The following is a 17,627-nucleotide window of genomic DNA, read 5'->3' as shown; positions in this document are numbered from 1 at the left end:
CCCTGTGGTTCTTGCTCGCTCCTTGCGGGCCAGCTCACTCCCCGAGGGGTCGGAGCTCCGGCCGCTTGGCCAGCACGTGGTCCCCGGAGGAGCGACCGGTGAGACGCCGCTGCACCCAGGGCCCGGCATACTCCCGCGCCCACCGCGCATGCCCGCGGAGCGTCTCGACGGTCCCGGCCGGCGCCTGCGGTGGCAGCGGCGCCCGCCAGTCGGCCTCGTCGGCGGTGTGCCCGAGCGCGACGTAGGCGGTCAGCGCGATCCGGCGGTGACCCTCGGGCGTCATGTGGATCCGGTCCTGCGCCCACATCCGCCAGTCCTTGAGGAAGTCGCACGCCCACTGGTTGAGCACGAAGCACCCGTGCCGCTGCGCGATGGACCAGATGTGCGCGATGTATGCCGCTGCCCGCCCCCGGGTGCGGCCGATGATCGGGGCGCCGGACGGGTCGGTGGGGGTCGCCATGAGCACATCCGCGCCGGTCGCGCGCGCCCGGGCGACGGCCGCGTCGAGTTGCACGGCGAGGTCGTCGATGTCGGCCTTGGGGCGCAGGATGTCGTTGCCGCCGCCGACGATGCTCAGCAGGTCGGGCTGCAGGGCGAGGGCGGCGTCGAGCTGCGGGCCGGCGACGTCGGCGAGCTTGCGGCCGCGCACGGCGAGGTTGGCGTAGGAGAAGTCGTCGACGTGCGACGAGAGCAAGGCCGCGAGCCGGTCGGCCCAGCCGACGTAGGCGCCGGGCGTGGCCGGGTCGGGGTCGCTCATCCCCTCGGTGAAGGAGTCGCCGATCGCCACGTAGCGGCGCCAGGCGCGCGGCTCGGGCCGGATGCTGCCGGCCTGCCCGTGGACCGTCGGGCCGACGTCGCCGTGGACGAGGCGCAGCGGGTGCTCGGTCGTGTCGCGGTCGCTCACGGCAGCCTCCAGTCGATCGCCTCGCCGCCCTGCTGGCGCAGCAGCTCGTCGGCCCGGCTGAACGGCCGGCTCCCGAAGAAGCCGCCCCGCGCCGACAGGGGCGAGGGGTGTGCGCTCTCGACCCGGGGCACGTCGCCGAGCCGGGAGGCGAGATTGCGCGCGTCTCGGCCCCACAGGATCGCGACGAGCGGTCCCCCGCGGCGCACCAGTGCGTCGATCGCCAGGTCGGTGACCTTCTCCCAGCCCTTGCCGCGGTGGCTGGCCGGCGTGCCCGGGCGCACGGTCAGCACCCGGTTGAGCAGCATGACCCCCGCATCGGCCCAGGGGGAGAGGTCGCCGGTGGTGGGGCGCGGTATACCCAGGTCGTCGACGAGCTCGGTGTAGATGTTCTGCAGGCTGCGCGGCACGGGGGAGACGTCGGGCGCCACGGAGAAGCTGAGGCCGACGGCGTGCCCGGGCGTGGGGTAGGGGTCCTGCCCCACGATGAGCACGCGCACGTCGTCGAGCGGCCGGGTGAAGACGCGCAGCACGTGGTCACCACCGGGCAGATAACCGCGGCCGGCCGCCACCTCCCCGCGCAGGAACTCGCCCAGCTCGGCCACGGTCTCCTCCACGGGCGCGAGCGCCTCGGCCCAGCTCGGGTGCACCAGGTCGCGCAGGGGGGTGGGGGTCACCACGCCAGGGTATGCCCGCCCCCGCCCCCCGTCGCCCCCGCCACCCGTCGCCCCGCGCCCGCCGAGCCACCGGGCCTCGCTTGTGGTTGCCCTGCGGGCCACCGGGCGTCGCTTGTGGTTGCCCGGCCCAACCATTCGCGGCGCTCGGTGGGAAGGAGGAGGGGATGGGAGTGAGGAGGGGCGGCAGGGAGGCGGGGACGCGCGCGGGCAAATGACACGGCTGTAAGTCGTGTGCCCTAGACTGGCTCTCGATCCGGCCAGATCGAGCGTTGTGACGAGAGGACATCACCCATGGGCGCTGCCAGGCACGTGCAGCAGGTGGAACCCCCCGCCGGCCTGTCCGAGCGGGATCAGGAGATCCTCGACTTCGAGAACCGTCACTGGACCTATGCCGGCTCCAAGGAGCAGGGCATCAAGGACCTCTTCGACCTGAGCTCGACGCGCTACTACCAGCTGCTCAACCAGCTCATCGACGACGAGGCCGCGCTCGCCTACAAGCCGCTGCTCATCAAGCGCCTGCGCCGCGACCGGTCCCGCCGCCAGCGCGCCCGCTCGATGCGCCGGCTCGGCATCGAGAGCTGACGCGCGACACCCGCCAGGCCCACTGCCCCTCCGGGCGGTGGGCCTTGTAGTTTGTGCGGACGATCACCGGCTGCGAGGAGGCAGGGATGTTGACCGACGTTCAGATCGCGCAGGGGGCCACGCTCGAGCGGATCGCCGACATCGCGGCGGGGCTGGGGCTGACCGAGGACGAGTTCGAGCCCTACGGGCACGACAAGGCCAAGATCGCGCTGCAGGTGCTCGATCGCCTGGCCGACCGGCCGGACGGGAAGCTGATCCTGGTCACGGCGATCAACCCGACCGCCGCGGGGGAGGGCAAGACGACGACCAACGTCGGCCTGTCCATGGCGCTCAACCGGATCGGCGCCCGGGCCATCACCACCCTGCGCGAGCCCTCGCTGGGCCCGTGCTTCGGCATGAAGGGCGGCGCGGCCGGCGGCGGGTATGCCCAGGTCGTCCCGATGGACGACATCAACCTGCACTTCACCGGCGACTTCCACGCCATCACCTCGGCGCACAACCTGCTCGCCGCGCTGCTCGACAACTCGCTGCACCAGGGCAACCCGCTGGGCCTGGACCCCAAGCGCATCACCTGGACCCGCGTCCTCGACATGAACGACCGCGCCCTGCGCAACATCGTCGTCGGCATGGGCAAGAAGGGCGACGGGGTGGTGCGGGAGTCCGGCTTCGAGATCACCGTGGCCAGCGAGATCATGGCGGCGCTGTGTCTCGCCACGGGGTTGGAGGACCTCAAGGAGCGATTCGGGCGCATCGTCGTCGGCTACACCTACGACAAGGAGCCGGTGACCGCCGGGCAGCTCGAGGCGGCGGGCGCCATGGCCATGCTCATGAAGGACGCCGTCAAGCCCAACCTCGTCCAGACCCTGGAGAACACCCCGGCGATCATCCACGGCGGCCCCTTCGCCAACATCGCGCACGGCAACAACTCGGTGCTCGCCACCCGCACCGCGCTCAAGCTCGCCGACTACGTCGTCACCGAGGCCGGCTTCGGCGCCGACCTGGGGGCCGAGAAGTTCTTCGACATCGTCTGCCCGGCGGGCGGCCTGCGCCCCGACGCCGCCGTCATCGTCGCCACGATCCGCGCGCTCAAGCTCAACGGCGGCGCGCCGAAGTCCGACCTGGGCACCGAGGACGTCGAGGCCCTGGGCGCCGGGCTGGCGAACCTTGAGCAGCACCTGGAGAACCTCGCGAAGTTCGGCGTCCCCGTCGTCGTCGCGCTCAACCGCTTCCCGAGCGACAGCGACGCCGAGCTCGACCTGGTGCGCGAACGCTGCGGTCAGCTCGGCGTGGAGGTGGCGCGCTCGGAGGTCTTCACCCGCGGCGGCGAAGGCGGCGAGGAGCTCGCCCGCGCGGTCGTCCAGCTGTGCGAGCGGGGCAGCGACTACGCGCCGCTGTATGCCGCGGACGCGGACCTGCAGACCAAGATCGAGACCGTGGCACGCGAGGTATACCGCGCCGACGGCGTCTCCTTCGCCCCGGCCGCGCAGACGCAGCTGACCCAGCTCACCGAGCAGGGGTACGGCGACCTGCCGGTCTGCATGGCCAAGACGCAGTACTCCTTCTCCGACGACCCGACGCTGCTCGGGGCGCCCCGCGGCTTCACGATCACCGTCCGCGAGCTGGTCGTCAACGCCGGCGCCGGCTTCGTCGTCGCCCTCACCGGCGACATCATGCGCATGCCCGGGCTGCCGAAGGTCCCCGCTGCGCTCGGCATGGACATCGCCGAGGACGGCACCATCACCGGCCTGAGCTAGGCCCAGATCACCACGATCACCGCCGTCGTGACGAGCAGGACGATCGAGAGCACCCGGTAGTTCGCCCAGACCGCGGTGCCCTGCAGCGCCTGGCTCTCCTCGGTCCAGTAGTCGCTCTTCCACGTGAGCTCGGCCGTCTTGGACTCGTCCGGCGAGGGCCCGAGGAGACTGATGACGACCAGCAGCAGTATCGAGGCCGCCGTGCTGATGCCCGCGGCGTAGAGGAACTGGATCGAGGGCTCCTCCGGCAGCACCTGCGTGAGGATGAACATCAGCAGCCCGAGCGGCTGCATGATCACCAGCGTGAGGAAGGCCGCCGTGGCGCTGATCCGCTTCGAGGCGATGCCGACGAGGAAGACCGCGACGACCGGCGGCACGAGGAAGGACAGCACCGACTGCAGGTAGTTGTAGAGCGTGTCGAACTGGGCGATGAAGGGCGCCCAGATGATCGCCACGACCAGCGCGACGACGGTGGCGACCCGACCGGTGAGCACCAGACCGCGCTGCGAGGTGTTGGGGCGCAGCGTCTTGACGAAGTCCATCGTCACGATGGTCGACGCCGAGTTGAGGATCGAGTCGACGGTCGAGGTGATCGCCGCGATGACGGCCGCGAGGATCAGGCCGCGCAAGCCCACCGGCAACAGGTCGAAGACGAGCGTCGGGAAGACCGTGTCGGGACTCTCGAGGTTCGGGTACAGCGAGAGCGCCATGACCCCGGGGAAGATGAAGAGGAAGAGGAAGGCCAGCTTGATGAAGCCGGCCAGCAGCGAGCCCACCGGCCGTGGTCCAGCGACTTCGCGCCGAGGGTGCGCTGCACGACGAGCTGGTTGGTGGTCCAGTAGTAGAGCCCCACGATGAGCACCCCGGTGAGCAGCCCCGGCCACGGCAGGTCGGGGTGGTCCGCGGGCAGGATGAGGCTCATCTTCTCGTCACCCGCGACCTGCGCCATGGAGTCCCACGACTCGATCGCATTGAAGGTCGCGATGAGGACGATCACGCCGCCCAGCAGGGTGACGGTCGCCTGGATCGAGTCGCTCACCATGACCGCGCCCAGCCCGCCGATGACGGTGTAGATCGCGGCCAGGATGGCGAGCACCGCGACCGAGACGATCATCGGGATGTCGGGGTAGAGCACCTTGACGACGACGGCGCCGGCGAAGAGCGCGGCGGCCATGTCGATGAACATGTTGGCGAAGAGGTTGAACCCGGCGAAGGCCATCCGCGCCCGCCGGTCGTAGCGCTGCTCGAGGAACTCCGGCAGCGTGAAGACCTTGGAGCGCAGGTAGAACGGCAGGATGAAGAAGATGAAGACGACGAGGATGACCGCCGACATCCACTCGTAGGCAAAGATCGAGATGCCCTGCTCGTAGGCCCCGCCGGCCAGCCCGACGAAGGTCGCGCCGGACATGTTGGTCGCCACCAGCGAGAGCCCGACGAAGGGCCAGATGAAGTTGCGGCCCCCGAGGAAGTAGTCCTCGGAGGCGTCGCTCTCCTTGCCGCTCGCCTTCGCCTCGGCGTGCGCCTTCTTCTGCATCCGGGAGCCGACCACCAGCGGGATGATCCGGCTGAGCACGAGGTAGCCGATGATGACCGAGAGGTCGAGCGCGCGGACGGTGAAGTCCGGCATACCTCCTCCGGCGTCGGCGAGCGGGAGCATCACGTCGGCGGTCATCGGGTCTCCTCCTCGGTGCGGACGACGAGCACGGCGCAGGGCGCGTGCCGGACGATGCCCTCGGCGTCGTTGCCGAGCAGGACGCGCACGAAGGCGTTCTGCCCGCGGCTGCCGATGACGACGAGGTCGGCGTCGATCTCGTCGCGCAGGCGCAGGATCTCGTCGGTGGCGCGGCCGGTGCGCAGGTGGCTGCCGGCGACGGCGACGTGCGCCCCCTGCAGCTGGCTGACCGCGTCGGCGAGCACCGGTCTGGCCTCGGCCTCGACCCGTTCGCGCAGCGAGGGGCTCAGCGGCGTCGGGTTGGTCCACGGCGAGACGAGGGCGACGTGCACGACGTGCACCTCGGCCTCGGTATGCCGCACCAGGTCGATCACGCGCTCGCGGGCGAGGGCCGCGCTGGGCGAGCCGTCGGTCGCGAGCAGGATCCGGGTCGGGAACATGTGGTGCCTCCCCTGGGCAGGTCGTGTCGGCGCTGACGGGCCCAGCCTGACAAGCCGGCGCCGTCCGCGCCCGCTGAAATGACGCGGCGTCAAGTCGGCTCCGGGGCCGGGCCGCCGGGGGCTGGGCAGCCCGTAGACTGGTGCGGCATGAGTGAGGCGACCTGGCGAGAAGTGGCTCCGGGGGTCCACGTCCGTCGGCACGAGGAGCTCAAGCTCAACTGCGGCCTGGTCGTGGGGGAGGAGCGCTCGCTCGTCGTCGACACCCGCAGCTTCCACGCGCAGGGCCAGGACCTGCTGGAGGCGGTGCGCCGCATCACCGACACCGAGCTGGTCGTGGTCAACACGCACGCGCACTACGACCACTGCTTCGGCAACGCCGCCTTCCGCGACTCCCAGATCTATGCCCACTCCGGCGCGGCCGAAGGGCTGCGGCGCACCGGCGAGCACCAGCGACAGCAGGTGGTCGACCACCTGCGCTCGACCGACCGCGAGCACCTCGCCGAGCAGGTCGAGAACACCGAGATCGTGCTGCCCTTCTACCTCATCGAGGACGACACCGCGCTCGACCTGGGTGGTCGGACCGTCGAGTTGCAGTATGCCGGGCGCGGGCACACCGACCACGACCTGGCGGTGGGGGTGCCCGACGCCGGGGTCGTCTTCGCCGGCGACCTCGTCGAGGAGGGTGCCGACCCGGCGATGGAGGACGCCTTCCCGATGGAGTGGGCGCCGACGCTGCGCTCGTTGCTCGAACGCCGCTCCGGGGAGACGGCGGACACCTGGGTGCCCGGGCACGGCCACGTCGTGGACCGCACCTTCGTCGAGGCGCAGGCCGAGCAGCTCGCCGCCATGGCCGAGCGTTTCACCGAGGTGCTGGGCACCGGGATCGCCGGCGTGGACTCGCTGGCCAACGCGGGCCGCGGCCTCGGTCTCGGCGAGGACACACTCCGGCTGGCCGCCATCCGGGCGCTGGAGCTGCGGCACTGATTCCCGTCCGGGGACCGGGCGATCCACGGTGGTGGCGCCGGCCGGCCCGGGCGCCTCCGGGCATACCGGCCGCGTCATTTGCACTCGGAGGCCCCGAGTGCTCATCATGGTCCTAGCACTCTCACCATGAGAGTGATAATCCGACCGGCCTGTCGAGGGTCGGGAGCCGGGGAGACCTGATCCCCGCGCCTCCGGCTCGTCCGTCGCGGGCGGCACCCGGTCACCCGTCCATCCGCATGTGGAGGAAGCAGCTCAGATGGCCAAGACCATTGCTTTCGACGAGGAGGCTCGCCGCGGGCTCGAGAAGGGTATGAACACCCTTGCCGACGCCGTCAAGGTGACCCTCGGCCCCAAGGGCCGCAACGTCGTGCTCGAGAAGAAGTGGGGCGCTCCCACCATCACCAACGACGGTGTGAGCATCGCCAAGGAGATCGAGCTCGAGGACCCCTACGAGAAGATCGGCGCCGAGCTGGTCAAGGAGGTCGCCAAGAAGACCGACGACGTCGCCGGTGACGGCACGACGACGGCGACCGTCCTGGCCCAGGCCATGGTGAAGGAGGGCCTGCGCAACGTCGCCGCCGGCGCCAACCCGATGGCCCTCAAGCGGGGCATCGAGGTCGCCGTCAAGGCCGTCAACGACGACCTGCTCGAGATGGCCAAGCCGGTGGAGACCAAGGAGCAGATCGCGCAGTCCGCGTCGATCTCCGCGGCCGACACCGAGATCGGCGGCATGATCGCCGAGGCCATGGACAAGGTCGGCAACGAGGGTGTCATCACCGTCGAGGAGTCCAACACCTTCGGGCTGGAGCTGGAGCTCACCGAGGGTATGCGCTTCGACAAGGGCTACATCAGCCCCTACTTCGTCACCGACACCGAGCGCATGGAGGCCGTCCTCGAGGACGCCTACGTGCTCGTCGTCAACTCCAAGATCTCCTCGGTCAAGGACCTGCTGCCGCTGCTGGAGAAGGTCATGCAGTCCGGCAAGCCGCTGATGATCATCGCCGAGGACGTCGAGGGCGAGGGTCTGGCGACCCTGGTCGTCAACAAGATCCGCGGCAACTTCAAGTCCGTGGCCGTCAAGGCCCCGGGCTTCGGTGACCGGCGCAAGGCCATGCTGGCCGACATCGCCATCCTCACCGGCGGCCAGGTCATCTCCGAGGAGGTCGGCCTCAAGCTGGAGAACGCCGAGCTCGACATGCTGGGCACCGCCCGCAAGGTCGTCGTCACCAAGGACGAGACCACCATCGTCGAGGGCGGCGGCGACGCCGACCAGATCGCCGGCCGGGTCTCCCAGATCCGCACCGAGATCGACAACTCCGACTCCGACTACGACCGCGAGAAGCTGCAGGAGCGGCTGGCCAAGCTGGCCGGCGGCGTGGCCGTCATCAAGGCGGGCGCGGCGACCGAGGTCGAGCTCAAGGAGCGCAAGCACCGCATCGAGGACGCGGTGCGCAACGCCAAGGCGGCTGTCGAGGAGGGCATCGTCGCCGGTGGTGGCGTCGCCCTCATCCAGGCGTCCCGCGCCTTCGACGGGCTGTCCGTCGAGGGCGACGAGGCCACCGGTGCCAACATCGTCAGGGTGGCGATCGAGGCTCCGCTCAAGCAGATCGCGATCAACGCCGGTCTCGAGGGCGGCGTCGTGGCGGAGAAGGTCCGCAACCTCACTCCGGGCGAGGGCCTCAACGCCGCGACCGGTGAGTACGGCGACATGCTCGGGTTCGGCGTCGCCGACCCGGTGAAGGTGACCCGCTCTGCGCTGCAGAACGCCGCCTCCATCGCCGCGCTCTTCCTCACCACCGAGGCGGTCATCGCCGACAAGCCGGAGAAGGCCCCGGCCATGCCGGCCGGCGCCGACGGCGGTATGGGTGGCATGGACTTCTGATCGATCCCGTGATCAGACGCTAGGCGCGCCCGCGTTCCTCGCGGGCGAACCACCACCGACGGGCGGTCCCTCCACTGCGGAGGGGCCGCCCGTCGGCCTGTGCCGGGGAGCTCGCGACGGCGGGGCTGGGGACCCCTGCGCCCGCGACGCCTGCCACGGCGCGCGGCGGTGCCGTCACTCGGGGTAGGTCGCTCGACCCGGACATGTCACCCGGCAGCGGTCACGCCGGGGTGAAGCGGGTGCGGTTGGTCTGCTCGACCAGCTCGTAGTCCTGGCCGGCCGTGCGCAGCGTCGTGGAGATCTGCTGCAGCGAGGTGCGGACCTTCTCCTGGGTGGCGCTCCAGTCCTGGGTGACGCTGTGGAAGCTGCCGGCCGCCGACCCGCGCCAGCAGTCCTGCAGCGCGTTGAGCTTGGCCATCATCGCCCGGACCTCGCCCTCGATGCTGGTGGCGATGCGCTCGATGTCGCCGGAGGCGGCGGCGATCCGTGCCGTGTCGACGGCGAAGGTGTTGCTCATGGGTTCCCTCCCTCGTGACGGTGGCCGGGTGGCCACCTCGTGCCTCCGACGCTAGGCGGTGTCGCGCCCGCTCCGCAGAAGTTGTCCACAGGTAGGGTCTGCGGTCATGACCGTCCTCGTCGACCCGCCGCTGTGGCGGGCCCACGGCAGGCTCTGGTCGCACCTCGCGAGCGACATCTCGCTCGCCGAGCTGCACGCCTTCGCGCAGCGGTCGGGCATCCCTCGGCGGTCCTTCGAGGGCGACCACTACGACATACCCCAGGAGCGGTATGCCGAGGTCGTCGCTGCGGGCGCGGCCGAGGTGAGCGGCACCGAGCTGGCCCGGCGGCTGCGGGACAGCGGGCTGCGCTTCCGCAAGCGCAAGGGGGAGCGGCCGCTGGCCCGGGTCGAGGACGGGCTGGCGGGGGCCGCGCCGACCCCGCACCTGCTGGAGGTGGTCGCCTCCCCGCTGGAGCGTCTCGGCGCCGGGGCGTCGGTGGTGCTGGCCCGGGCGCAGGGGGTCCCGGAGCGCATGGCCCTCGTGCGCAACTCGACCCGGGAGGGCTGGGGCGCCCCCGGCGGCAAGCGCGAGGTCACCGATGCCTCCGCGCGGGCGGCGGCCGTGCGAGAGGTCGCCGAGGAGATCGCGGTCGAGCTGGAGCAGGAGCGGCTGGTCGCCGTGGGCTACCAGCGGATCACCCTGCCCCCCGGGCACGGCGCCCGCAGCTGGGACGAGGGCGACAACTACGTCCAGGTGTATGCCGCCACGCTGCCCTCCCCGGTCCCGCTGCGGCCGGACGGGGTCGAGGTGCTCGAGGCGCGCTGGCTGAGTCTGGCCGAGGCGCGGGGTGTCGCGGGCCAGGCTGCCTGGTGGCCGCTCGCCGAGTGGTGGTGGGCCCGGGGGTAGGGCTCCGCAGGTCGTGCCTCCGGGCGGGGTGGGGCTGCGCAGGCCGTGCCTCGCGGGGGTGGGGCTCCGCAGGTCGGGCCTCGGGGGCCTACGCAGGTCGTGCTCGGGGTGCCCGCGGGTCGCACCGCCGACGGGCTCGGCGTCCGTGGGTGAGGCACCGCCACCGGCGGGAGCTGTGCCACATGAGTCACACGGGCCCCTCGGGCACCCGGCTGCGGGGAAAGTCGCGCGAGCCGGGGTGATTTCCCCGGCGTCGGGACACGTCTCCGCAGTGCGGGGCGCGTGTGGCGTGCGGGACCGGTGGTGTCCGGCCGAGCCGTCGACCTCACCTGGGTCAAGCTGGCCCCATACGCATCAGGCTGCGGGGAAAGTCACGCGAGCCGGGGTGATATCCCCGGCGTCGGGACACGTCTCCGCAGCGCGGGGCGCGTGTGACACGTAGGACAGATGTGGTTACGTCCCTGCTCGCCACCTGGCCGCAGCCCCAACGCAGCGGTGTGGGCGCTCAGGCCCGCCGCAGCCCCACCGAAGCGGCGCGGGCGCTCAGGCCCGCCGCAGCCCCACCGAAGCGGCGTGGGCGCTCAGGGCCGCCGCAGCTCCGCCAGCTCGGCCTGCAGGTTGGCCCGGGCGCGGGCGTCCCAGTGCTCGTGCGCGTGCCCGGTCCGGTAGAGCCGCTCGCGCCCGGCCAGCGGCCCCATGACCCCGAGGCGGCCGGCGCGGAACGCGTCCTCGGGCACGTGGGCGTACTCCTCGCGGACCTGGGCGCGGTAGGCGGCATACCGCGGGGGCGGCGCCGAGAGGATCCAGAGGTCGGCGTCGTGGACGGCGTCCGTGGCGGCACCACCCTCGCCGGGACCCTCGTGGTCCAGCGTCATGACCACGCCGGCCTCGACGGCGTCGACCGTGCCGTCGTCGACGCCGAGGCGGTGCAGGTGGTCGCGGGCCAAGGTGGCGCTGCGGTGCTCGTTGCTGCCGGGCCTGGCGCGGGGGTCGTAGGCGAGGTCGTGGTACCACCCGACGGTCCGCGCCACGAGCGCCTCGTCCGCGTCGACCGCACCGGCCTCCTGCAGCTCGTCGAGGGCGGCCAGGACCTCGGTGAGGTGCTCGGTCGTGTGGTAGCGCCGCTGCGGCTCGGACCACCCGCGCAGCAGCAGCGAGCCCTCGGCCAGCCACAGGTCGCGCCCGGCGTCCGGGGCGAGCAGGGCGGCGTCGTCGAGCCAACGGTCGAGCAGCGCCTCGGCGGGATGCGTCACGCGCCCACTGTGGCACGGGCGGGCGGCGGGCCGGCGTGCGGACCGACGTGCACGACGGATCTGCGACGACCCTCCGTGCGGGAACGCCTGACGTGGTGGACGTCCGACGTGACGAGTCCCGCGTGCCAGGATCGTGCGGTGCTCCCGACCCAGCTCGACGCCGCGGCGGTCGCCGGCCTCGTCGCCGCCCACCCCGGGTGGTGGGCGCGTGCCGGGTATGCCGTGCCTCCGGACCCGCTGCAGGTCCGCCTCCTGGGGCGGGGGGAGTCGTGCAGAGTCTGGCTGGTGGAGCCCGGCCTCGCGGTGCGGGTGCCCCAGACCTGCTCGCGGCTCTCGCCCGGACGCTGGCGCGGCTGCACGACCTGCAGCCCCTGCTGGTCCGGCGCGCGGCTTTCCTGGTCCACGAGACCTTCGTCATCCAGCCGCACCTGCACCGCGTGGCGGCGCTGACCACCGACGCGTCGCGGCGCCAGACATACCTCGAGGCCGTCGCGCAGCTGCGCGACGGCCTCGAGGTATGTCTGGGCTGACTCAGCGGCGGCCGAGCACCGACTCCGCCAGGTCGGACAGCGCCTCGGACAGGTCGCCGCGGGCGTCGTGCGCGCCCTTGGACAGGCTGGAGAAGGCGCCCTTGGCCTTCTTCGAGCCGCCGCCCGGGACGGCTCCGGCGATGCCGTGGCCGACCGAGCTCGCGGCGCCGGTGACGCCGTCAGCGACCGACCCGGCGGCGTTGCTCACCCCGTCCGCGACCGACTTCGCGGCGTGCTTGGTGCCGGAGAGGAAGGACTGCGTGGCCAGCGTCAGGCCGGCGCCGACCAGCCAGGTGTCCTTGGCCAGGCCGAGGCCGTCCGGCGTGGGCCGGATGCCGTCCTCCTGGGTCATGCCCGGGGTCTTGAGGTAGAGACCGGTGAGGCCGACGCCGAAGGCGGCCAGACCGGCGCCGGCGACGGCCGAGGGCACGGTCGGCAGCAGCAGCATCGCGCCGAGGCCGATCTCGCCGTAGGCCAGCGCCTTGGTGCAGTCGCCGGCCTTCATGTCCTTGAACACCGGGTAGACGCTGGAGGCCCAGCCGTGCATCTGCTCGGCCTCCTCCTCACCGGCCTTGAGCTTGCCGATGCCGGAGTTCAGGATGAACGCGCCGGTGGCGACCCGGAGTGGGATGTGCGTGGGGTGCATGTGCTCTCCTCGTGTGCGGGAAGTCTGCTGCGGCCTACCGTATGCCGTCCGCCCAGGTGGTGCGAGGCGGGGCCCGCCGCTACCTACGCTGTCCTCATGACAGGTCAGGGGTCGGGGCGGCTCACGGGTGCCGACCGGGGGATGGCTCTGCTGCTCCAACGGGCGTTCGCTGTGGGGCTGCTGGTGGCGGCCGTCGTCGCGCTGGTGACACCGCTGAACGGCTGGCTGGTCTTCCCGCCGGTCGTGGTCCGCGTGGCCGCGGGGTGTCGCTGCTGGTCCTCGTGCTCCTCGGGCGGGCGCTCCTCCGACCCGGTGCAGGCGTGGGGGGAGGGGAGGCGCGGTCCGGGACCCTCTGGGCCAGTGCCGCGGCGGGCACGCTGCTGGCCGGGGCGCACGCGGCGCTCGCGCTCATCCCCTTCGGCTTCGACGCCCGGCGGATCTTCTCCAGCGCCTCGACGCTCGCCGTGGGGGAGCCGCTGCCCGCCGAGGCGCTGACCTATTACGCGCGCTACCCGCACAACGTGCGCCTCCTCTGGCTGGAGCAGGTGGCGGTCGAGGCGGGCTCGGTCGTCTCGCTGCCCGCGCTGGGGGCGGTGCTGCTGCCGCACGTGCTGTGCGTCGGGGTGGTGCTGTGGTCGCTCGGCCGCGCCGCCCAGCTCCTCGGTCACCCGCGGGCCGTGCTGCCGGTGCAGGCGCTCGCCCTGGTGCTGGTGGGCCTGTCGCCGAACGTCGCCGTGCCCTACACCGACCTCCCGGCGGCCGCGGCGGTCTCGGTCGCTGCCCTGGCGATGGTGCGGTGCGGCGGCGCTGCCGGGTGGAGTTGGCCGTGGGCGCTGACCGGGGCGGTCTCGCTCGGGCTGGGCGTCGCGCTCAAGCCGTATGTCGTCGTGGTCGCGATCGCGCTCGTGCTGGTCGTGCTGTGGTCGCGGCAGTGGCGACGGGTCGTCGCCGTGGCTCTCCTCGGCGCCGTCTCGTGGGGCACCGTGGCGCTGCTCGACGGGGCCTCGGCGCGGGGGACCGGGCTGGACGCGCAGCGGCTGGCGCAGGTGGAGGCGCCCTTCCCGCCGGAGCACTTCCTGGCGATGGGCACCTGGGACTCCGCGGAGGACTCGCCGGTGCGCCGGTGGGGTGCCTACCGCCAGGACCAGGTCGACGCCACGGCGGCGATGGACCCCGCCAGCCGCGCGGCGGACCTGCGGGCCCAGGCGTGGGACCAGGTCGGCGGGCGCGGGCTGGTCGGCAACCTGCGCTTCGTCGGAGCCAAGGCGCTGTGGGTCTGGGGTGACGGGACCTTCTGGGCGCACGGTGAGGGCGCCGACAGCCGGCAGGCGAGCAGCCTGCCCGAGTCGCTGTCGGGGATGACCGCGGCCAGCAGGGGCGCCGGCGAGCTCTACGACGAGCGGGCGGGGGTGGTGCAGGGGCTGTGGGTCGCGGTCGTCCTGCTCACCGGGGCCGTGCTCCTGCGGGCCCGCGCCGACCCGCTGCTCACCACCTGGGCGCTCGCGCTCGGCGGGCTGACGGCATACCTGCTGATCTTCGAGGCGCGACCGCGCTACGTGCTCGCGCTGGTCCCCGTGGTGCTGCTGGTCCTGCTGCGCGCCGGGCTAGGATCGGCCGACCACCCGACCGCGACCCGTGAGGCCCGATGAGCGCACCGCAGGCCGGCCCGATCGCGCTGAGCGTCGTCGTGCCGATGTTCGACGAGCAGGACGTCCTGCCGCTGCTGGTGCGGCGGCTGCGGCCGGTGCTCGACGGGCTGGGGCTCGACTACGAGGTGCTCGTCGTCGACGACGGCAGCAGCGACGCGACCCCGGTGTTGCTGGCGCGCGAGCGGCATAGCTGGGCCCAGCTGCGGGTCGTCCGGCTGCGCGCCAACGCCGGTCACCAGGCCGCGATCTCCGCCGGGCTGGAGCGCGCCCGTGGGGAGCTGGTGGTCACGATCGACGCCGACCTGCAGGACCCGCCCGAGCTCATTGCGGACATGGTGCGGCTGGCGCGCGCGGAGTCGCTGGACGTGGTCTACGCCGTGCGCGACGACCGCACGACCGACACGCGGTTCAAGCGAGTCACGGCCAGCGGCTACTACGACACGATGCGGCGGCTGGGCGCCGACCACGGGCCGTCCAACGCCGGCGACTACCGGCTGATGTCGCGCGCCACGGTCGAGGCGGTCACCGCGCTGCCCGAGCACCACCGGGTGCTGCGCCTGGTCGTCCCTTCGCTCGGCTTCCCCTCCGGCGTGCTGACCTACCGTCGCGACGCGCGGGCGGCCGGGCGCTCGAAGTACCCCCTCTCCTCGATGGTGCGGCTCGCGCTGGACTCCATCACCGGGGCGAGCATCGCGCCGCTGCGGCTCGCCACGTGGCTGGGCTTCGTCGGGGCCGTGGTCGCGCTGGGGCTTCTCGTCTACGCGCTCGTCGGGTATGCCGTCGGCCTCAACGTGCCCGGCTGGACCTCGACCTTCATGGTCGTCACCGCGGTCGGCGGGGTGCAGCTGCTGTGCCTGGGGATCCTGGGGGAGTATGTCGGGCGGACCTACACGATGCAGCTCGGCCGGCCGACGTACTACGTGGCGCACGACAGCCTCAGCGGGCAGGAGCCGCCGCCCCCGCCCGGACCGACCACGGGATAGCACGACCGTCATCGTCGAACTTCCCGATGGAGGTCATGCTAGGCCGACGTCGGTCCCGCAGAAGAGACGGCGAGGGCGTCGGGCAACGGGTCGGTATGCACCACCGTCAGCCCGCTGACCGCGCGGGTGAGCACGACGTAGAGCCGGCGCAGGCCGGTGCGCTCATCCGGCTCGGCGGCGGCGATAGCCGCGGGCTCTACCACGACCACCTGGTCGAACTCCAGCCCCTTGGCGACCGTCGCGGGGACGAGGAAGACCCGCAGTCGCAGCGTGTCGTCGGCGTGCTCACCGTCCATGACCTCGTGCCCGACGCCTGCCCTCGAGAGCGCGTCCCCGACGCGGCCCACCCACGTGTCCGGCGCCACGACCCCCACCGACCCCTCGTGCGCGGCCGCCTCCTGCACGGTCCGTACGGCGCCCTCCACCGGGTCCTCGACCTGCACGACGTCGAGCCGTCCCGGGTTGGACCGCACCGACTCCGGCGGCGCGAGGTCGGGGGCCATCGACGGCAGCAGCCGGGCGGCGAACTCGATGACCGACGACGGCACGCGGAAGCCACGGACGAGCTCCTCGAGGTGCGTCGACCCGGCCGAGAGCTCCTTGCCCAGGTGGTGCAGCGACTCCTCCCACGACGTCGTCGACCACGGTGTCGTGCCCTGCGCGAGGTCGCCCAGCACGGTGAGCGAGCCCGTCGAGGCGCGCCGCCCCACGGCCCGCAGCTGCATCGGCGAGAGGTCCTGCGCCTCGTCCAGCACGACGTGCCCCAGGCTCGGGGTGCGGTCGACCAGGTCGGTGAGCTCGTCGAGCAGCACGAGGTCCGCCGCGCTCCACCGGGCCGAGGCCGCCGACCGCGGGGGCCGCTCCCACACCATGGCGCGCTGGTCGTCGGCCAGGTGCTCACCCGTGGTGAGCAGCCCGGCGAGCACGGCGGCCGGCTTCACCTGCGGCCAGAGGTCCTTGACGTAGGCCTTCACCGGCGCGGACCGGGCCACGCTGTCCTGCACCCGGTCGTCCGGCGCGTCCCCGGAGCGCTCCATCGCCACCATGACCGCGTGCGCGAGCCGCTGGTGGAGCAATGCGCGGGCGGCGGCATACCCCACGCGCGGGTGCGCAGCTCCTCGACCATCTCCTGCACCTGGTATGCCGGGACCCGCCACCGGCGGGACCCGCGCGGCACCACCAGCGCCTCGGTCGGGCTGGACACCTGCCCCCAGAGCGCGGCGCGCAGGACCTCGGCCATGCGCGCTTCACCCTTGAGCCGCGCGACCTCGGTGCTGTCGGTCGAGCGGACCGTCGCGCCGGTGGCGTCGGCGACGAGCTCCTCGACCGTGGTGTGCCGCACGGTGATCTCCCCGAGCGAGGGCAGCACCGCGCCGACGTGCTCCAGGAAGGCGCGGTTGGGCCCGACGACGAGGACGCCGGAGCGGGCCAGCCGGGCGCGGTAGGCATACAGCAACCAGGCGGCGCGGTGCAGCCCGACGGCGGTCTTGCCGGTGCCCGGTGCCCCTTGCACGCACAGCGTGGTGGCGACGTCGGCGCGGACGATCTCGTCCTGCTCCGGCTGGATGGTGGCGACGATGTCGCGCATCGGCCCGATGCGCGGTCGCTCGATCTCGCGGGCGAGGATGCCGCTGCCACTGCTCTCCCCGGGCTCGCCGGTCCCCAGCCACTCGTCCTCCAGCGCGGTGATCTGGCCGTCCTCGACGCCGAAGCGGCGCCGGCGCTGGACACCCATCGGATCGGTCGGGGTGGCGCGGTAGAAGGGTGTCGACACCCCGGCCCGCCAGTCGACGACGACCGGGTCGCCGTCCGCGTCGGAGACGTGCCGGCGGCCGATGTAGAGCGCGTCCTCGGCGGTGTCGAGCCGGCCGAAGAACAGCGTGGTGCCGGGGTCGTCCTGCAGCGCCTTCGCGCGCAGCCAGAGTGTCTGCGCCAGCGCCTCACCGGCGAGGGCGTCGCCTCCGTCGGCGGTCAGGCTGAGTGTGTGCTCGCGCATGCGCGTGAGCTCGTCGCGGGCGCGGGCCAGGTGGGCCTGCTCGGCGGCGAGGTCGGCCTGCGGATCTGGAGGGTGGGTGGGGGCAGCGGGCATGACGGCTCACCTCGTCGTGGCGTCGGGAGGGGGGAGGAGGGGCGAGCATACTCCTCCGGCGCCGGCCGTCCGCTCGACTAGAGCCCGTCACCGGTGAGCAGGGGCAGCGCCACCTCGTCCAACAGCGCAGGGATAGCGTGATCCCCATGCTCTTCGCCCTCGCGCTTCTCTCCCGTCGCCCC

18 protein-coding genes are annotated in these 17,627 nt (G+C 72.6%); 8 read left to right on the top strand and 10 right to left on the bottom strand.

The features are described from left to right. Window positions 1-34: 34 nt before the first annotated feature. Both FU792_RS12775 and FU792_RS12770 read right to left on the bottom strand, forming a co-directional pair. Entirely contained in the window at window positions 35-904 is an 870-nt protein-coding gene (locus FU792_RS12775) for an SGNH/GDSL hydrolase family protein (RefSeq protein ID WP_022925146.1), read from the bottom strand. Then, window positions 901-1,578 carry a uracil-DNA glycosylase gene (locus tag FU792_RS12770; protein ID WP_028131041.1) on the bottom strand — a complete coding sequence of 226 codons (678 nt, stop codon included), beginning with the start codon at window positions 1,576-1,578 and terminating at the stop codon, window positions 901-903. The genes FU792_RS12775 and FU792_RS12770 overlap by 4 nt, the downstream gene beginning before the upstream one ends. 291 nt (window positions 1,579-1,869) lie before the next feature. On the opposite strand from FU792_RS12770, the gene FU792_RS12765 reads away from it, so the two are divergent. Both FU792_RS12765 and FU792_RS12760 read left to right on the top strand, forming a co-directional pair. Continuing rightward, entirely contained in the window at window positions 1,870-2,160 is a 291-nt protein-coding gene (locus FU792_RS12765; RefSeq protein WP_022925148.1) for a DUF3263 domain-containing protein, read from the top strand. An 86-nt stretch (window positions 2,161-2,246) separates the two neighbouring features. Further along, window positions 2,247-3,914 carry a formate--tetrahydrofolate ligase gene (locus FU792_RS12760; RefSeq protein ID WP_149814813.1) on the top strand — a complete coding sequence of 556 codons (1,668 nt, stop codon included), beginning with the start codon at window positions 2,247-2,249 and terminating at the stop codon, window positions 3,912-3,914. Here FU792_RS12760 and FU792_RS18570 read toward each other — a convergent pair. Genes FU792_RS18570 through FU792_RS12745 form a run of 3 tightly spaced genes read right to left on the bottom strand, consistent with a single transcriptional unit; the run spans window position 3,911 to window position 6,026 of the window. After that, complete coding sequence (locus FU792_RS18570; RefSeq protein ID WP_149814812.1) at window positions 3,911-4,624, bottom strand: sodium:solute symporter family transporter; 714 nt, start codon at window positions 4,622-4,624, stop codon at window positions 3,911-3,913. The genes FU792_RS12760 and FU792_RS18570 overlap by 4 nt on opposite strands. Further along, window positions 4,531-5,586, bottom strand: a complete 1,056-nt coding sequence (locus FU792_RS18565) for a sodium:solute symporter family transporter (protein ID WP_149814811.1) — start codon at window positions 5,584-5,586, stop codon at window positions 4,531-4,533. Before FU792_RS18565 ends, FU792_RS18570 begins: the two co-directional genes overlap by 94 nt. Further along, the gene (locus FU792_RS12745) at window positions 5,583-6,026 is read right to left on the bottom strand and encodes a universal stress protein (protein WP_022925151.1); all 444 of its coding nucleotides are present in this window, start codon (window positions 6,024-6,026) and stop codon (window positions 5,583-5,585) included. Before FU792_RS12745 ends, FU792_RS18565 begins: the two co-directional genes overlap by 4 nt. A 147-nt stretch (window positions 6,027-6,173) precedes the next feature. Here FU792_RS12745 and FU792_RS12740 point away from each other — a divergent pair, with 147 nt between their 5' ends. Together FU792_RS12740 and groL are read left to right on the top strand one after the other, a co-directional pair. After that, window positions 6,174-7,010 carry an MBL fold metallo-hydrolase gene (locus FU792_RS12740; protein ID WP_022925152.1) on the top strand — a complete coding sequence of 279 codons (837 nt, stop codon included), beginning with the start codon at window positions 6,174-6,176 and terminating at the stop codon, window positions 7,008-7,010. 256 nt (window positions 7,011-7,266) lie between these two features. Then, entirely contained in the window at window positions 7,267-8,892 is a 1,626-nt protein-coding gene (gene groL, locus FU792_RS12735) for a chaperonin GroEL (protein ID WP_022925153.1), read from the top strand. A gap of 220 nt (window positions 8,893-9,112) precedes the next feature. Here groL and FU792_RS12730 read toward each other — a convergent pair whose 3' ends face one another. Continuing rightward, window positions 9,113-9,409, bottom strand: a complete 297-nt coding sequence (locus FU792_RS12730; protein WP_022925154.1) for a WXG100 family type VII secretion target — start codon at window positions 9,407-9,409, stop codon at window positions 9,113-9,115. 106 nt (window positions 9,410-9,515) lie between these two features. On the opposite strand from FU792_RS12730, the gene FU792_RS18945 reads away from it, so the two are divergent. Next, on the top strand, window positions 9,516-10,295 hold the full coding sequence (locus tag FU792_RS18945) for a DUF4031 domain-containing protein (RefSeq protein ID WP_022925155.1): 780 nt from the start codon (window positions 9,516-9,518) through the stop codon (window positions 10,293-10,295). Window positions 10,296-10,876: 581 nt separating this feature from the next. Here FU792_RS18945 and FU792_RS12720 read toward each other — a convergent pair. After that, complete coding sequence (locus FU792_RS12720; RefSeq protein ID WP_028131043.1) at window positions 10,877-11,548, bottom strand: HD domain-containing protein; 672 nt, start codon at window positions 11,546-11,548, stop codon at window positions 10,877-10,879. A 269-nt stretch (window positions 11,549-11,817) separates the two neighbouring features. Between FU792_RS12720 and FU792_RS12715 the strand changes: the two genes are divergently transcribed. Beyond that, entirely contained in the window at window positions 11,818-12,078 is a 261-nt protein-coding gene (locus FU792_RS12715; protein ID WP_022925156.1) for a hypothetical protein, read from the top strand. 1 nt (window position 12,079) lies between these two features. On the opposite strand, the gene FU792_RS17375 is transcribed toward FU792_RS12715, so the two are convergent. Beyond that, on the bottom strand, window positions 12,080-12,724 hold the full coding sequence (locus tag FU792_RS17375) for a hypothetical protein (RefSeq protein ID WP_022925157.1): 645 nt from the start codon (window positions 12,722-12,724) through the stop codon (window positions 12,080-12,082). A 263-nt stretch (window positions 12,725-12,987) separates the two neighbouring features. Here FU792_RS17375 and FU792_RS12705 point away from each other — a divergent pair, with 263 nt between their 5' ends. Both FU792_RS12705 and FU792_RS12700 read left to right on the top strand, forming a co-directional pair. After that, window positions 12,988-14,373 carry a hypothetical protein gene (locus FU792_RS12705; RefSeq protein ID WP_149814810.1) on the top strand — a complete coding sequence of 462 codons (1,386 nt, stop codon included), beginning with the start codon at window positions 12,988-12,990 and terminating at the stop codon, window positions 14,371-14,373. After that, window positions 14,370-15,356: a glycosyltransferase family 2 protein gene (locus tag FU792_RS12700; protein WP_022925159.1), complete on the top strand. Its 987-nt coding sequence runs from the start codon at window positions 14,370-14,372 to the stop codon at window positions 15,354-15,356. Before FU792_RS12705 ends, FU792_RS12700 begins: the two co-directional genes overlap by 4 nt. 38 nt (window positions 15,357-15,394) lie before the next feature. Here the strand turns inward: FU792_RS12700 and FU792_RS18940 are convergent, their stop codons facing one another. Both FU792_RS18940 and FU792_RS18935 read right to left on the bottom strand, forming a co-directional pair. Beyond that, window positions 15,395-16,393 carry a helicase domain-containing protein gene (locus tag FU792_RS18940; protein ID WP_338101125.1) on the bottom strand — a complete coding sequence of 333 codons (999 nt, stop codon included), beginning with the start codon at window positions 16,391-16,393 and terminating at the stop codon, window positions 15,395-15,397. After that, window positions 16,327-17,445, bottom strand: coding sequence for a HelD family protein (locus FU792_RS18935; RefSeq protein ID WP_338101124.1), 1,119 nt, complete (start codon window positions 17,443-17,445; stop codon window positions 16,327-16,329). The genes FU792_RS18940 and FU792_RS18935 overlap by 67 nt, the downstream gene beginning before the upstream one ends. Between the last annotated feature and the right edge of the window lie 182 nt (window positions 17,446-17,627).

Source organism: Serinicoccus marinus DSM 15273, from assembly GCF_008386315.1.
Taxonomy (GTDB): Bacteria; Actinomycetota; Actinomycetes; order Actinomycetales; family Dermatophilaceae; genus Ornithinicoccus; species Ornithinicoccus marinus.
The sequence above is the reverse complement of the archived record's forward strand: the minus strand, read 5'-3'. Positions and strand labels throughout refer to the sequence as shown.

Coding starts and splice junctions, on each gene's coding strand:
- FU792_RS12765 (WP_022925148.1), top strand. CDS start 1,870: ATGGGCGCTGCCAGGCACGTGCAGCAGGTGGAACCCCCCGCCGGCCTG.
- FU792_RS17375 (WP_022925157.1), bottom strand. CDS start 12,724: ATGCACCCCACGCACATCCCACTCCGGGTCGCCACCGGCGCGTTCATC.
- FU792_RS12700 (WP_022925159.1), top strand. CDS start 14,370: ATGAGCGCACCGCAGGCCGGCCCGATCGCGCTGAGCGTCGTCGTGCCG.
- FU792_RS18940 (WP_338101125.1), bottom strand. CDS start 16,393: ATGGAGCGCTCCGGGGACGCGCCGGACGACCGGGTGCAGGACAGCGTG.
- FU792_RS18935 (WP_338101124.1), bottom strand. CDS start 17,445: ATGCCCGCTGCCCCCACCCACCCTCCAGATCCGCAGGCCGACCTCGCC.
- FU792_RS18570 (WP_149814812.1), bottom strand. CDS start 4,624: ATGGCGCTCTCGCTGTACCCGAACCTCGAGAGTCCCGACACGGTCTTC.
- FU792_RS12745 (WP_022925151.1), bottom strand. CDS start 6,026: ATGTTCCCGACCCGGATCCTGCTCGCGACCGACGGCTCGCCCAGCGCG.
- groL (WP_022925153.1), top strand. CDS start 7,267: ATGGCCAAGACCATTGCTTTCGACGAGGAGGCTCGCCGCGGGCTCGAG.
- FU792_RS12730 (WP_022925154.1), bottom strand. CDS start 9,409: ATGAGCAACACCTTCGCCGTCGACACGGCACGGATCGCCGCCGCCTCC.
- FU792_RS18945 (WP_022925155.1), top strand. CDS start 9,516: ATGACCGTCCTCGTCGACCCGCCGCTGTGGCGGGCCCACGGCAGGCTC.
- FU792_RS12740 (WP_022925152.1), top strand. CDS start 6,174: ATGAGTGAGGCGACCTGGCGAGAAGTGGCTCCGGGGGTCCACGTCCGT.
- FU792_RS12760 (WP_149814813.1), top strand. CDS start 2,247: ATGTTGACCGACGTTCAGATCGCGCAGGGGGCCACGCTCGAGCGGATC.
- FU792_RS18565 (WP_149814811.1), bottom strand. CDS start 5,586: ATGACCGCCGACGTGATGCTCCCGCTCGCCGACGCCGGAGGAGGTATG.